This window comes from Brachybacterium sp. P6-10-X1 (assembly GCF_001969445.1).
In the GTDB taxonomy this organism is placed as follows: Bacteria; Actinomycetota; Actinomycetes; order Actinomycetales; family Dermabacteraceae; genus Brachybacterium.
The window spans coordinates 150,332-165,696 of sequence record NZ_CP017297.1; the positions used below are offsets into that span (position 1 = coordinate 150,332).

Below are 15,365 nucleotides of genomic sequence, written 5' to 3' on the forward strand. Positions count from 1 at the left end.
ACCGGGCCGCGCACCGGAAGCGGTCGGCCGTCGGGGACGATCAGGGTTGAGCGGAATAGACTCAACCCAGGGGTCGTTACCGTATGCGAGACCCCGTCCGGACCCAGGATTCCGGCCCCAGGAAGGAGCATCGTGGAGTTCCAGTTCACCACCCGCTCGCAGGAAGCCGTGACCGCTGCCGCGGAGAAGGCCGTCCAGCTCGGGAACCCCCAGATCAGTTCCCTGCACCTGCTGTGGGTGCTGGCGACGCAGGCCGACGGGATCGGCCGCGCCGTGCTCGCCGAGGTCGGCGCGGACCCCCAGGACCTCGCCACCCGCGCCGAGCATGCCGTCCACGCCCTCCCGCAGGTCAGCGGGTCCGGGGCGAGCTCCGCCCCCACCTTCGTCGGCACCGGCTTCGACGCCCTCGAGGCGGCGCGGCGCGAGGCCGACGCCCAGCACCGGACCTACCTGTCCACCGAACACCTGATGATCGGCATCGCGCTCGGGAAGGACGAGGCCGCACGACTGCTGGCCGACGTCGGGGCGACGCCGGTCTCCCTCCGCGATGCCGTGGCCCGACTGACCCCAGGAGATGAGCGCATGACCCAGATGGATTCCCAGAACCCCGAAGGCACCTTCCAGAGCCTCGAGAAGTTCGGCGTCGACCTCACCGAGCAGGCCCAGGAGGGTCGGCTGGACCCGGTGATCGGTCGTGACGCCGAGATCCGCCGCGTGGTGCAGGTGCTGAGCCGCCGCACCAAGAACAACCCCGTGCTGATCGGCGAGCCCGGCGTGGGCAAGACCGCCGTCGTCGAGGGACTCGCCCAGCGCATCGTCACCGGCGACGTCCCCGACTCGCTGCGCGGCAAGCGTCTGATCGCCCTGGACCTGCCCTCGATGGTCGCGGGCTCGAAGTACCGCGGCGAGTTCGAGGAGCGTATGAAGGCGGTGCTCGACGAGATCCGTACCAGCAACGGGCAGATCATCACCTTCATCGACGAACTCCACACGGTGGTCGGCGCCGGCGGCACCGGCGACGGCTCGATGGATGCCGGCAACATGCTCAAGCCCATGTTGGCCCGCGGCGAACTGCGCATGGTCGGCGCCACCACGCTGGACGAATACCGCGAGAACATCGAGAAGGACCCCGCGCTGGAGCGACGCTTCCAGCAGGTGCTGGTCGGCGAGCCCAGCGTCGAGGACTCGATCACGATCCTGCGCGGGCTGAAGGACAAGTACGAGGCCCACCACAAGGTCTCCATCACCGATGCCGCACTGGTGGCCGCGGCGACGCTCTCGGACCGTTACATCACCGGCCGTCAGCTGCCGGACAAAGCCATCGACCTGGTCGACGAGGCCGCGTCCCGCCAGCGCATGGAGCTGGACTCCTCGCCCGAGCAGCTGGACATCCTGCGTCGGCAGGTGGACCGGCTGAAGATGGAGGAGCTGGCCCTGGACGGCAGCGATGACCCCGGCAGCATCGCCCAACTGGAGTCGGTCCGTTCCCAGCTCGCCGACCGCACCGAGGCGATGACGGCTCTGTCGGCCCGCTGGGACCGGGAGAAGGCCGGGCTGAATCTCGTCGGCGACCTCAAGGCCCAGCTCGAGACGCTGCGCATGCAGGCGGACCGCGCCCAGCGCGAGGGTGACCTGACGGCCGCCTCCAAGATCCTCTACGGCGACATCCCCGAGCTGAAGATGCAGCTGGTGGATGCCGAGGAGAGGGAGGCCGCCGGCGGCCTCGAGGGTGACCGGCCGCTGGTCTCCGACCACGTCGGGGCGGACGACATCGCCGACGTCGTGGGCAGCTGGACGGGGATCCCCGCCGGCCGTCTGCTGCAGGGCGAGAGCGAGAAGCTGCTCGAGATGGAGGACCTCATCGGCCACCGGCTGATCGGTCAGCAGCGCGCGGTCGCCGAGGTCTCCGATGCCGTGCGCCGCTCCCGGGCCGGGATCGCCGATCCGAACCGACCCACCGGGTCGTTCCTGTTCCTGGGGCCGACGGGCGTGGGCAAGACCGAGCTCGCCAAGGCGCTGGCCGACTTCCTCTTCGACGACGAGCGCTCCATGGTCCGTATCGACATGTCCGAGTACGGCGAGAAGCACACCGTCTCGAGGCTGGTCGGGGCACCCCCGGGATACGTCGGCTACGACGAGGGTGGTCAGCTCACCGAGGCCGTGCGGCGTCGTCCCTACTCGGTGGTGCTGCTCGACGAGATCGAGAAGGCCCACCCCGATGTGTTCGACGTGCTGCTGCAGGTGCTCGACGACGGTCGCCTCACCGACGGTCAGGGCCGCACCGTGGACTTCCGCAACTCGATCCTGATCCTCACCTCGAACCTCGGCGCGCACGTGCTGCAGGATGCGACCCTCGGGCTGTCCGAGAAGCATGAGCGGGTGATGCAGGTGGTGCGTGCCTCGTTCAAGCCCGAGTTTCTCAACCGGCTGGACGACGTGGTGATGTTCGATGCGCTCTCGCGCGATCAGCTCGCACGGATCGTCACCCTGCAGGTCGCCGAGGTCGCGAAGCGTCTCGAGGACCGACGGATCCGCCTGGAGGTCGACGAGTCGGCCACCCGATGGCTCGCCGCGGAGGGCTTCGACCCGCTGTACGGGGCGCGTCCGCTGAAGCGTCTGGTGCAGAAGGAGATCGGCGACTCTCTGGCGCGGCTGATCCTGAAGGGCGAGGTCCACGACGGCCAGAGCGTCGAGGTCCGTGCCGATGAGGCCGGGCCCGGGCTGGTGCTCGCCGTCGGCGACGGCGAGGAGGAGCCGGTGGTGGGCGACGATGCGCCGACGGCGGGCGGGGCGTCGCCGGCTGCGAGGGAGGAGCGCACGTCCTGACCGATCGTCCCCGGGGCGAGGAAGCTCCGGGGGAGCGGGGCCGGGTGACCGGCCCCGCTTGGCCGTGCCCACCTCACCGCGCCCGCACCGCTCACCCCTGGGGATCCCACGGCATCGGCATGTAACGGCGGCGCGCGTCGTACCACCGTTCGGTGTCCGTGGCGCGGTCCACGGCTCCTTCGAAGCGCTCGCCGAACGCCTCGGCGCGCTCGCCGGCTTCTCGGAGCCCGTCCGCGGCCTGAGGGCTGATCGGTTCGATCGCGCTCGCGCTGTGCTCGGCGACGTCGGCCGCGACCCCGGGGACGTGCGGGAGCTGGTTGGCCAGGGCGATGTCGGCCAGGGCCCCGTAGTGACGGTAGATCCCGCGCTCCCCGGCCCGCGCCGCGCCGGAGAAGTCGCCCTCGCCGAGCGCGTCGGCCACTTCGGTGCCGGTCTGGTGCCCATTGGCCAGGATCTGATCGATCCCCGTGGTGACCTGGCCCAGGCTCGAGTCCTCCCCGAGCACCAGGGAGGAGACGTCATGGGGGACGCGCGCTGCATCGATCACCGGGACGAACTCCTCGTGGCCGCTGTCCACCAGGGCGGACTCGGCCCGATCCAGGCCGTCGCCGACGGCATCGTGCGCGTCCATGGCCCTCTGCGCGAGCGCCGAGTAGGGGGTGGTCTTCAGGAGCAGCCGCCGCCAGTCCTCGCCGTGGGCGAGGGACTCCTCGGTGAGGTCGAACGGCTCGCCCTCGGGGAGCGGACGGCTCGGATCGATCGGTTCCTGGGGCTGGAAGGGTCCTCCGACCCAGGGGCCGGGCTTCCCCATCCCCTCCGGCCACGGGACAGCCGGCATCTCGTCGACGTCGATCGGTGCCCGGAACCCGATCGGAGGTCCTCCCTCGAGGTCCGGAGGCTGCATCGGACCGCCGGGGAGATGGTCCGGCCACTCGGCGCGCACCGCCGCGAACGGGTCGACGGCGAGGCCGCGCTCGGCCCGGGAGGCACGGGTCTGCTGGACGGATTCCTCGTGCAGCTGCCGCGAGCGCTCCCGGAGGATCCCGCACAGGTCGCTCGCCTCGCCGGTCACGACGGCGGTCCGCTCCCGGTGCGCGCTCGCATCCGGACCGGTCCACGCGACGGTCGCGGAGCTGCTGCGCAGCAGCTCGATCAGCCGGCGCAGGCGCTCGGCCCCCTCCACGATCCGCTCGACCAGCTCGTCCATGTCCTCCGTGTCGCATCCCCAGATGATGTCCATGGCGCGACCGTAGCCAGCGCAGAGGCCCGTTCACGGCGCCGGCCGCTCGGATGTGGACGGCGGAGCATTGTGGAGGAAGGTGCGCGAGGCCAGGCACGACGACAGAGCGGTCCCGGGGCCGTGCTGGCCCCGGGACCGATCGACACGGTTCGGTGCGAGCTCACACCACGATGTTCACGATCTTCGGGGCCCGCACGATGACCTTGCGGATGCTCTGGCCCTCGAGCAGCTCCTGGACCCGCTCCTCGGCCATGACGCGGGCCTCCAGATCGCTCTCGGAGATCTCCGGGTCCACCTCGATCCGGTGGCGCACCTTCCCCTTGACCTGGATGACGCAGGTGACGGCGTCGGCCTTGACCAGCTCGGGATCGGCGACCGGGTAGGCCGCCCGCGAGACGGAGCCCTCGTGGCCCAGCCGGGACCACAGCTCCTCGGCCAGGTGCGGGGCCATCGGCGAGACCATCAGCACCAGCGGCTCGACCGCCTCGCGCGGGGAGGATCCGAGCTTGGTCAGATGGTTGACCAGCTCGATCAGCTTCGCGATCGCCGTGTTGACGTGCATCTGGGACATGTCCCGGTCGACGCCCTCGATCGTGCGGTGCGTGGCCTGCTTCGTGGCCAGATCCGCCGGCTCGTCGGAGACGACCAGCTCACCGGACTCCTCGTCGACCACCAGGCGCCACAGCCGCTGCAGGAACCGCTGGGAACCGACCACGGCCCGGGTCTCCCAGGGCCGCGAGAGGTCCAACGGGCCCATCGACATCTCGTACACGCGCAGGGTGTCCGCGCCGAACTCCTCGTACATGTCGTCCGGGGCGACGGCGTTCTTCAGCGACTTGCCCATCTTCCCGTACTCCTGGGCCACGGGCCGGCCCTGATAGGTGTAGGTGCCGTCGTCCTCGGCCATGACCTCCTCCGCCGGGACGTAGACGCCGCGGGAGTCGGTGTAGGCGTAGGCCTGGATGTACCCCTGGTTGAACAGGCGGTGGTACGGCTCCTGGCTGGAGACGACGCCGCGATCGAACAGCACCTTGTGCCAGAAGCGCGCGTACAGCAGATGCAGCACGGCGTGCTCCTGCCCGCCGACGTAGAGGTCCACGCCGCCGACGCCCCCGTCCTCGCGCGGGCCCAGCCAGTACTGCTCGTTCTCGGGCCTCACCAGGACGTCGTCCTCGGTGGGGTCGATGTAGCGCAGGTGGTACCAGGACGAGCCCGCCCACTGCGGCATCGTGTTCGTCTCTCGCAGGTAGGTCTTCGGCCCCTCGCCCAGGTCCAGCTCGACCTCGGCCCACTCCCTCGCCCGCGACAGCGGGGTCTGCGGCACCGAGTCGGCGTCCATGGGGTCGAAGGTCCTGGGGGAGAAGTCCGCGACCTCCGGCAGGTCCAACGGCAGCATGGACTCCGGCAGCGCGATCGGCACCTCGGGGCGCTCGGGGTCGTAGACGATCGGGAACGGCTCGCCCCAGTAGCGCTGGCGGGAGAACAGCCAGTCCCGCAGCCGGTACGTGGTGCGGGCCCGGCCGAAGCCCTTCTCCTGCGCGTACCCGGTAGCGCGGTCCTTCGCCTCGTCCGGGTCCAGACCGTTGAGGTCCAGCTCGGCGCTGGCGGAGTTGATCTTCTCGCCGTCCCCGGTCCACGCGCCGCCGTCGAAGTCCTCCGGTGGGCGCACGGTGCGGATCACGGGCAGCTCGAACGTCGTCGCGAACTCGAAGTCGCGCGCGTCCTCGGCGGGGACCGCCATGATGGCGCCCGTGCCGTACCCGGTCAGCACGTAGTCCGCGGTGAACACCGGCAGCTCGCGGCCGTCCATCGGGTTCTTCGCGAACAGACCGGTGAACACACCGGTCTTCTCGCGGTCATCGGCCGTGCGCTCCTCCTCGCCCAGGGACGCGGCGCGCACCCGGTAGGCCTCGACGGCTTCGTGCGGGGTTGCTGCACCGCCCGTCCACGCCTCGCGAGTGCCCTCGGGCCACTGCGCCGGCAGGGCGGAGGGATCCGACAGCAGCGCATGTTCCGGGGACAGCACGCAGAAGGTCGCTCCGAACAGGGTGTCCGCGCGAGTGGTGAAGACGTCGAAACCAGCGGTCCCCGGGACCTCCGCGCCCGGGGTGCTCTGCGCGTCATCTGCCCGCCCGGAGCCCGCCAGCCCGAGGACCTCGAAGGTGATCTGGGCGCCGTGGCTGCGGCCGATCCAGTTGCGCTGCATCGTGCGGATCGACTCCGGCCAGGCCACGCGCTCCAGATCGTCGATCAACCGATCCCCGTAGGCGGTGATGCGCATGTTCCACTGGCGCAGGCGGCTGCGGAAGACGGGGAAGTTGCCGCGCTCGGAGCGACCGTCGGCGGTGACCTCCTCGTTGGCCAGCACGGTGCCCAGGCCCGGGCACCAGTTCACCGGCGTCTCGGAGATGTAGGCCAGGCGGAAGGCGTGGGCCAGGTCCTCGATCTCCGCCTCGGAGGCACCGGCGACATCCGCGGCGGTGCGCCCCGCCCAGGCCACGGGCAGTTCGACGCCCTGACGGTCGGCCAGAGCGAAGGGGTCGACGCGGCCGGCGCGCAGCTCCTCCTGCAGCTCGGCGATCGGGCGGGCGCGACCGGTGATGCCGTCGGCGTTGGGGGCCTCCGGGTCGTACCAGGAGTCGAAGATCTGCAGGAAGATCCACTGGGTCCACTTCACGAACTGCGGGTCGGTGGTCGCCAGCGAGCGGCGGGGATCGTGCGAGAGCCCCAGACGGTGCAGTTGACGGCGCATGGTCGCCACGTTGGCCTCGGTGGTGGTGCGAGGATGAGTGCCGGTCTGGACCGCGTACTGCTCGGCGGGCAGGCCGAAGGCGTCGTAGCCCATCGTGTACAGCACGTTCTTGCCCAGCATGCGCTGGTGGCGGGCGACCACGTCGGTCGCGATGTAACCCAGCGGGTGGCCCACGTGCAGCCCCGCCCCCGAGGGGTAGGGGAACATGTCCATGATGTACATCTTCTCGGGCGGCGTCGCGGAGGCGGCCTGCTCGAGCGACTCGGCCGATCCGCGCAGCGCACCGACCGGGTTGTCGGCATGGAAGGTGCCGTCCTCGTCCCAGCGCTGCTGCCAGCGGCGTTCGATCTCGTCCGCCACCGCGGCGGTGTATCGGTGCGGGGCCTCGCTCATGGGTGAATCGTCCTCCGAAGGATCAGTGCGGCGGATGCCGCCAGGCGTCTCGTGACATGAAAAAACCCTCGCGCAGGCGAGGGGAGCCGCATCGGTGCCCACAGCGGACCGCAGGCGCTTCAGGAGCGCAGGGTCGGCGCGGACCTTCTCCGATGCGGCTGCGTAAGCAGGAGCCGTCGTGCCACGCGTTCATGGTACCGCGCTCTCGCAGCGACCTGAGTGCGGTGACCACGAGGGCGCGCGGCGGCGCGGTCGTGATGCGGTCTCAGTGCTGAGGCAGCTTCAGGTTCGGATCGGGTTCGCCGAAACCTTCCGGGAGCGAGAAGGGGACGAACTGCTGCATCGTCGGGTCCACGTACTGCTGCGCCTCCTTCACCAGGTTCTCGGGGGTGTCCGAGGCCTGGGTCAAGCTGCCCTGCATGGTCTCCATGGCGTCCCACAGCTTCGTCCCGACCGGCAGGGGAGGCCTCGACCTGGTGACGTCCAGGAGCTCGACGAAGAACTCGATCCGCGGGTCCCACCCCTCGGGATCCGCGATGGTCTCCAGGTTCGTCGGGATGCCGGTCAGCGGCGGCATGAGGATCTTCTGGCCCTCGTAGCCCGCGTAGAACGTCATCAGCTCCCAGGCGGGCCTCGACAAGCTCGACCCCTTGGGCATCGCCAGGGCGAAGCCGCCTGACCAGCTGAACGGTTCGTCGTTCTCGGCGGGCACGGGAAGGTGGGTGACCGCGTAGTTCATATCCGGCTTGTAGTCCGCGAGGCTGCGCACGGCCCCCGGGTTCGTGATCTGGAACAGCTGACGGTCCGAGAAGAAGGACGTCTGCGCCGGCGGTGCGTTCGGAGGCTGGTAGGTGGCCTTGAACGCGTCCATCCGGGGGAAGTCCAGACGTTCGATCCAGTCGGCGTACATCGACGCGACCGCCAGCATCTCCGGCGAGTCCAGCAGCATGTGACCCGTGGACTCGTCGTAGAAGCGGACGTCGGCGGCCATCGCCCACATGATCAGCTTCGCCTGGTCGTCCCAGGGGATCCAGGTCACCCGTTCGTAGGTGCCGTTGTCGTCCTGGACGTTGAAGGAGTCGTTGATCTCCCACAGCTGGTCGTAGGTCATCGGGCCGTTGCGGGGATCCAGCAGCGCCGGATCGATGCCCGCTTCGGTCGCCAGATCCATGTTCACGTACATGCCGCGCGTGTCGGTGGACGTCGGCAGGCCGTAGTACTGGCCGTCGTAGTGGAGCTCGTCGGTGGCGAAGCCGATCCACCCGGCCATGAACTCCTCGGGGCCGACGCCCTCGTACTCCTCGATCAGGCCGTCGATCGGCTCGAGGAGCCCGAGGGAGGCGAACTGGGGAGCATTGAAGCGGTCCAGCCAATAGAGGTCGGGGCCCGTTCTGCCACGGATCGCCGTGATGACGCTGGAGGCATCCCCCTCCCCGTTCGAGGGGACCTGGGAGACCTCGACCTTCACCTCCGGGTTCTGTTCGGAGAACGCTTCGAGGACCTGTGCTTCCTTCTCGGCATCCGCCGCGCCGAGGCCCCACAGCTGCACGGTGTTCGGATCACGGTCCTCGCCGACGGGCCTGTTCGTGCAGCCGATGATCGAGCCGCCGGCGATGGTCACGCTCACGCCGGCGCCGAGGGCGCGCAGCAGGGTCCGACGATCGATCATGGTGTACCTCCGGGGTGATGCAGGATGGGGGAACGGGACGGGGCGGACGGACGCCGCGCATCAGCGCCATCACGCTGGGCCGGCCCGGGGACGGGGCGAAGGGTCGTCGGCCCCGCTCCGTCCCCGGCAGGTCGCGCGCTCAGGCGCCCGGCACGTCCTCGACGGGGAAGTGCGGATCCGGCTCCCCGAAACCCTCGGGGAGCGTGACCGGGCAGAACTGCTGCATCGTCGGATCCACGTACTGCTGGGCCTCCTTGACCAGGTTCTCCGGGGTGTCCGAGGCCTGGTTGAGGCTGCCCTGCATGGTCATCATGGCGTCCCACAGCTTCGTGCCGACCGGCAGCGGTGGACGGGACTTGGCCACGCCCAGAAGCTCCACGAAGAACTTGATGTCCCGGTCCCACCCCTTCGGGTCCTCGACGGTCTCGATGTTGGTGGGGATGCGACTGATCTGCGGCATCAGGATGCTCTGGCCCTCGTAGCCCGCGTAGAACTTGAAGAAGTCCCAGGCCGCCTTCGACATGCTCGCGCCCTTCGGCATCGTCAGCGCGAAGCCGCCGGCCCAGGTGAAGGGCTCATCGCCCTCCTCCGGCACCGGCAGATGGGTGACGGTGTACTCCATGTCGGGCTTGTAGTCCGCCTGGGACTGGACGCCCCAGGGGCCGGTGATCTGGAACAGCTGGCGATCGGAGAAGAAGGACGTCTGCGTCGGCGGGGCGTTCGGCGGTTGGTACGTCGCCTTGAAGGCGTCCAGGCGGGCGAAGTCCAAGCGCTCGATCCAGCCGGCGTACATCTCCGCCACGGCCAGCATCTCCGGAGAGTCCAGCAGCGTATGACAGGTCTCGTTGGAGAAGAACTTGACGCCGTTGGCCATCGCCCACATCAGCAACGAGGCCTGGTCGTCCCAGGGGATCCAGGTCACCCGCTCGTAGGTGCCGCTCTCGTTCTGCACGTTGAACGCGTCGTTGATCTCCCAGAGCTGCTCGTAGGACATCGGCCCGTTGGCCGGATCCAGCAGGGACCGGTCGATGCCGGCCTCGTCGGCCAGACCCAGGTTCACGTACATCCCGCGGGTATCGGTGTCCATCGGCAGTCCGTAGTACTGGCCGTCGTAGAACAGTTCGTCGGTGGCGAACTTGACCCATCCGGCCATGAACTCCTCGACGCTGACGTCCTCGTGCTCCTCGATGAGGCCGTCGATGGGCTCGAGCAGCCCGAGGGAGGCGAACTGGGCCCCGTTGAAGCGGTCCATGAAGTAGATGTCGGGGCCGGTGCGGCCGCGCACGGCCGTGATGACGCTGGAGGCGTCGCCCTGACCGTTGGAGGGCACCTGGGAGACCTCGATCTTCACATCGGGGTTCTGTTCGGAGAAGGCCTCGATGACCTGCATCTCCTTCTCCTGGTCCGAGGCCCAGATGCCCCAGAGGCGCACCGTGTTCGGGTCGCGGTCCTCGCCGACGGGGCGGTTGGTGCAGCCGATGACCGAGCCACCTGCGATGGTCACGCTGGCGCCGGCGCCGAGGGCGCGCAGCAGAGTTCGACGATCGATCACTTGAAACCTCCGAGGGTGATGCCGCTGACGAAGTAGCGCTGGAAGATGAAGAACAGGATCACCAGGGGGAGCAGCACCAGGAACGAGGCAGCCATGAGCAGGTTGAACTGGACGTCCTGGGAGTTCACGGAGCGGAAGACCTCCATACCGATCGACAGCGTCTGCTTGTCCTCGTCCTGCAGGTAGATCAGGGGGCCCATGAAGTCGTTCCACGTGCCCACGGCCGCGAAGATCGCGATCACGGTGATGGCGGGCCGTGCGGTCGGGAACACGATCCGCCAGGCGATGGACCACTCGCTGGCCCCGTCCACCCGCGCGGCGTCGAGCATGTCGCGCGGGGTCTGCAGCATGAACTGGCGCAGCAGGAAGGTGAAGAAGCCGCCCGCGAACAGCGCCGGGACGATCAGGGGCACGAAGGTGTTGACGAATCCGAGGGCCGCCCACATGTCGAACATCGGGATCAGGGTCACCGGGAACGGCAGGAACAGCGTGGCCAGCACGATGAAGAACACCTTGTTGCGGCCGGGCCATTCGATGCAGGCGAATCCGTAGGCGACGATGAAGTTCGAGATCACGCTGAAGACGACGACGCTGATGGTGATGATCGCGCTGTTGCGGAAGAAGGTCCAGAACGGCATCACCGTGACCGCGTCGTAGAAGTTCTCCCAGCGCAGCTCCGTCGGGAACAGCGTCGGCGGGAACTGGGCGAGCTCCTCCGGCGTCTTCAGCGCCGAGATGATCATCCAGTACACGGGCAGGGAGAACAGCAGCAGGACCGCGAGCATGACCAGGCGCGATATCCACGCGCTGACCCTGGTGGGGCGGGAGCCGTCGGCATTGCGCCCGTAGTTGGACCGGGACTTGAGCTTGGGTGCCTGACCGAGGTCCTGGGCACCGGGATTGGCGGTATTGATGGCCATGGGGTTCTCCTGTTCCTCAGCCGGCCGACACGTCGTAGTTCACGAACCGGCGGGAGAGCCAGTAGATGAGTCCGGCCAGCAGCATGCCGAACAGGAACAGCAGCACCGCGAGCGCCGAGGCGAAGCCGAGCTGCCCGTACGAGAACGCGTTGCGCCAGAGGTACAGCATGTAGAACAGCGTCGAGTTGTCCGGCCCGCCGTCCGTCATGATGAACGCCTCGGTGAACACCATCATCGCGCCGGAGACACCGGTGATCAGGTTGAACAGGATCGTGGGGGTCAGCAGCGGGACGGTGATCGCGAAGAACTGGCGGAACCGGCTCGCTCCGTCGATGCGCGCCGCCTCGTAGAGGGTGTCGGGGATGTTCCGCAGCCCCGCGAGGTAGATCAGCGCCGCATTGCCCGCACCGAGCTGGGCCATCACGATCATGACGATCTTCGCGTACTGCGGGTCGCCCAGCAGGTTCGTGGCCGGCATCCCGAACAGCCCCAGGAACTGGTTGACGATGCCGTACTGGGGGTTGACGAACACGATGAAGATGAACGACAGCGCGAACATCGGGATCAGCGAGGGCAGGTACAGCAAGGTCCGGTACAGCGCGACCTCGCGCACGTTGCGGTTCATCGCCAAGGCCAGCAGCAGCGCGACCACGAGCCCGATCGGGACCGCGAGGAGCATGTAGTAGACGGTGTTGCCGACTGCGGTGCGCACCAGCGGGTCGAGGAATGCGGCGATGTAGTTCTGGAACCCGATGAACGTCGGGGACTGCATCCCGGAGTACTGGGTCAGGCTGATCGCGAAGGAGTAGATCAGCGGGTAGATCACGAAGACCGTGACCCCGATGATCCAGGGGGAGATGAACAGCAGTCCCATCCGCAGATTGCGTTTCTCGCGCCCGGTGAGCTTTCTCTTCACCGGCCTCGTGCCCGCCGTGCCGTCGCCGGCTCGGGGTCCGCTGCGCGCTGTGGGGTCGGCGGCGGGGCCGGGGCCGGATGGTCCGGTCCGCGGGGTGTCCGTCGCGACGACGTCGCTGGCGCTCATCGCTCTCCCTTCAGGTAAGCACCGCGCCGCCCTCGGTGCGGTGAAGCGGGAGCAGTAGGCGTCGGTGCCTCGCGGATCCGTGGGGGAGAAGGGGCCGCGTCGTCCCGTGTGAGGTAGGTTACTCACACCGATGGACATATGCAATAACCGCTTAAGCACCCGCGTCGGCGGTCGGAGAGGAGGCCCCGTGCACGGCTCATCGATGACGGACATCGGCGCGTTCAACGAGAAGCTCGTCCTGCAGACGATCCGCAGCGCCCCGGACGGGATCGGCCAGTCGGAGGTGGTCCGGCGCAGTCGTCTCTCCCGCCAGGCGGTCTCGCTGATCACCCGGCGCCTGCTGGCCGACGGGCTGGTGGAGCAGGCGGGCCGGCGCATCTCCGGCCCCGGCAAGCCGCACACGCTGCTGCGGGTGGTCGCCGACGCCCGGCTCGCCATCGGCGTGCACCTGGACCCCGCGCACATCGCCGTGGTGATCTGCGATCTCGCGGCGCGCCCGGTGGCCCGCACGACGCTCGCGCCGCCGACGCATGATCCGCGCGCGGATCTCGAACGGATCGCCGCGGCGATCGCGGAGCTGAGCCGCTCGTTGGGGGCGAGCGGACCTGTGCCGGGGGAGGGGGAGGCCGAGACGGCGACCCATCGTCGCCTGCTGGGGATCGGGATCGCGGCCCCGGCCGGGCTCGACGCCGATGCCGGGATCCTGCGCGACCCGCCGTGGATCCCGGGCTGGCGGGACGTGCCGGTGGTCGATGCGCTCAGCGCGGTCACCGGTCTGCCCGCGACGCTCGACAAGGACACCAACGCCGCCCTGACGGGGGAGATCTGGTCGCGCCATCTCGACGCCGTGGAGACGATCCTGTACCTGTACGTCGGGCACGGCGTGGGGTCGGCCGTCAGCGGCGGGGGCCGGGTCCACCGCGGCGGCAGCACCCAGGCCGGGGAGATCGGCCACCTGCCCATCGGCCGAGCGGATCAGGTCTGCCCGTGCGGCCGCCACGGCTGCCAGAGCCTGTACACCGATGCGCACGTGATGATCGCCAACGCGCGCGAGGCCGGGATCTCGATGCCCGCCGGGGCAGGGACGACCGCGGCGCTGGAGGCGCTGTCGGCCGCTGCCGCGGACGGTTCGCCGTCGGCGCGGTCGATCATCGGTTCCCATGCGAGCGCGCTCGGGGAGGCGATCCGCATCCTGGCCGGGGTGCACGACCCCCAGCGGATCATCATCGGTGGGCCGACCTGGCCCGCACTGCGGGAGGTCGGAGAGGCGGAGGTGCTCCGTGCGCTCGAGGGCTGGAGGGCCGGCACCTCGGGGGTGGTGGAGTCCTCCCACCTGGGCGATGACGTCGGCGCGATCGGGGCGGCCAGCCTCTTCCTCGATCAGGAGCTGGCGCCCGGCACCTCCGGCACGTCCCCGTTCTGAGGTCGCCGGGGCGAGGTCGGCGAACTCCGGGAGCTGCTGCTCGGTGGGGTCACACGCCGAGCACGCCGGAGATCAGGAGCAGGACCAGGACGGTGCCGATGGTGGTGATCAGCACCGTGTCCCGGGCGAGATTCTCGGCGGCGCGGTACCGGGCCGCCGCCACGTAGACGTTCTGGGCGGTGGGCAGTGCCGCCATCACCACCACCTCGTACAGCGAGTGCCCCGAGAGCCCGAACAGCAGGCCCACCCCGAGGGCGATCAGCGGCATCGCCAGCAGCTTCGCGGAGGCGGCGACGGCGATCAGTCCGCGGTAGCCGTCGTCCTTCGCCAAGGGTCTCGAGCCGTACAGGGAGAGCCCGTAGGCCAGCAGCATCGCGGGAATGGCCATATCGGCCAGCGACCGCACGGGTTCGAGCACCACGTCGGGGATCTGCACGTCGACCATCGTGAGGACGAGGCCGACGGCCGCGGCCACGATCACCGGGTTCGCCCCGATGGCGCGGGCCACCCCGCCCAGGCCCATCGACTCCTTCTCGGTGCTCTGGTGCAGCACGAACAGGTACAGCGGGTTGTACAGGGCCATCTGGAACAGGATCACCGGGAGCGCGTGCGAGATGTCCCCGAGCACGTAGGCGGCGATGGGGAAGCCCATGTTCGCGGCATTGACGACGGATCCGCTGATCGCGGCCATCAGCAGCTCGGTGCCGCGGCGCCCGGTGAACACGCGCAGCCCGAGCAGCAGCAGGCCGCCGGTGGCCAGGCCCGAGACGGCAGCCACCGCCATGGGGACAGAGAGCACCTCGCGGACGTCGGACTCCAGCAGCCCGATGAGCACCAGGGCGGGGGAGGCGATGAAGAACGTCGCCCGGTTCAGGACGTACCGGCCCTGCGGTCCGAGGATGCCGGCGCGGCCGGCCACCCAGCCCACGCCTATGAGCGCCCAGACGATGAAGAAGCCGGACAGGACCCCGGTCACGGCAGGCGGCAGGGGCGAGGACGGATCACGGACGCGATCCTAGTCGCCGGCCGGGAAAGGGGCTTCCGGTGTCCATGGGTCGTCGGGTGCGGGCTTCAGCGGATCCCGCCGGAGGTGCGCCCGCAGAACTGATCGGGCATGCCCGGCACCGGTTCGGCGCCGTCTGCTCCGAGCGCCACGATGCGATTGCTCTCGTCCACGTGGACCACGCGGGGGCGATGGGTGGAGATCTCGCTCTCGTCCAACTGCCCGTAGGCCATGATGATCACGAGGTCGCCGGGGGTCACCAGATGCGCCGCGGCGCCGTTGATCCCGATCACGCCGCTTCCGCGCGTCCCCTCGATCACATAGGTGACCAGGCGGTGACCATTGGTGATGTCGACGATCGAGACCTGCTCGTTCTCGACCAGCCCTGCGGCCTCCGTGAGATCGGGGTCGATCGTCACCGAGCCCACGTAGTGCAGGTCCGCCTGCGTCACCGTGGCCCGGTGGATCTTCGAAGTCATGAGAGTGCGCAACATCGTCCTGCCATTCTCCCACGTCCCCCACATGCGCGATGATGGGCGGGTCCG

Annotated in this window: 10 protein-coding genes; 2 read left to right on the plus strand and 8 right to left on the minus strand. The window is 69.2% G+C overall.

What is annotated here, in order from left to right:
* The first annotated feature begins 132 nt into the window (after window positions 1-132).
* Window positions 133-2,826, plus strand: coding sequence for an ATP-dependent Clp protease ATP-binding subunit (locus BH708_RS00690; protein ID WP_076805794.1), 2,694 nt, complete (start codon window positions 133-135; stop codon window positions 2,824-2,826).
* Between the two features lie 91 nt (window positions 2,827-2,917).
* On the opposite strand, the gene BH708_RS00695 is transcribed toward BH708_RS00690, so the two are convergent.
* The 6 genes from BH708_RS00695 to BH708_RS00720 all read right to left on the minus strand — a co-directional run bounded on the left by BH708_RS00695 (window position 2,918) and on the right by BH708_RS00720 (window position 12,394).
* Complete coding sequence (locus BH708_RS00695; RefSeq protein WP_076805795.1) at window positions 2,918-4,066, minus strand: hypothetical protein; 1,149 nt, start codon at window positions 4,064-4,066, stop codon at window positions 2,918-2,920.
* Window positions 4,067-4,226: 160 nt separating this feature from the next.
* Window positions 4,227-7,211, minus strand: coding sequence for a leucine--tRNA ligase (gene leuS / locus BH708_RS00700; protein ID WP_076805796.1), 2,985 nt, complete (start codon window positions 7,209-7,211; stop codon window positions 4,227-4,229).
* A gap of 265 nt (window positions 7,212-7,476) precedes the next feature.
* Window positions 7,477-8,880, minus strand: coding sequence for an extracellular solute-binding protein (locus BH708_RS00705; RefSeq protein WP_076805797.1), 1,404 nt, complete (start codon window positions 8,878-8,880; stop codon window positions 7,477-7,479).
* 139 nt (window positions 8,881-9,019) lie between these two features.
* Window positions 9,020-10,432, minus strand: coding sequence for an extracellular solute-binding protein (locus BH708_RS00710; protein ID WP_076805800.1), 1,413 nt, complete (start codon window positions 10,430-10,432; stop codon window positions 9,020-9,022).
* Complete coding sequence (locus BH708_RS00715) at window positions 10,429-11,352, minus strand: carbohydrate ABC transporter permease (protein WP_076805802.1); 924 nt, start codon at window positions 11,350-11,352, stop codon at window positions 10,429-10,431. The genes BH708_RS00710 and BH708_RS00715 overlap by 4 nt, the downstream gene beginning before the upstream one ends.
* 16 nt (window positions 11,353-11,368) lie before the next feature.
* Entirely contained in the window at window positions 11,369-12,394 is a 1,026-nt protein-coding gene (locus BH708_RS00720; protein ID WP_083713146.1) for a carbohydrate ABC transporter permease, read from the minus strand.
* A 187-nt stretch (window positions 12,395-12,581) separates the two neighbouring features.
* Between BH708_RS00720 and BH708_RS00725 the strand changes: the two genes are divergently transcribed.
* Complete coding sequence (locus tag BH708_RS00725) at window positions 12,582-13,817, plus strand: ROK family protein (protein ID WP_076805804.1); 1,236 nt, start codon at window positions 12,582-12,584, stop codon at window positions 13,815-13,817.
* Window positions 13,818-13,866: 49 nt separating this feature from the next.
* Here the strand turns inward: BH708_RS00725 and BH708_RS00730 are convergent, their stop codons facing one another.
* On the minus strand, window positions 13,867-14,793 hold the full coding sequence (locus BH708_RS00730) for an AEC family transporter (protein ID WP_076805805.1): 927 nt from the start codon (window positions 14,791-14,793) through the stop codon (window positions 13,867-13,869).
* A gap of 95 nt (window positions 14,794-14,888) precedes the next feature.
* The gene (gene panD / locus BH708_RS00735) at window positions 14,889-15,314 is read right to left on the minus strand and encodes an aspartate 1-decarboxylase (protein WP_076805806.1); all 426 of its coding nucleotides are present in this window, start codon (window positions 15,312-15,314) and stop codon (window positions 14,889-14,891) included.
* Between the last annotated feature and the right edge of the window lie 51 nt (window positions 15,315-15,365).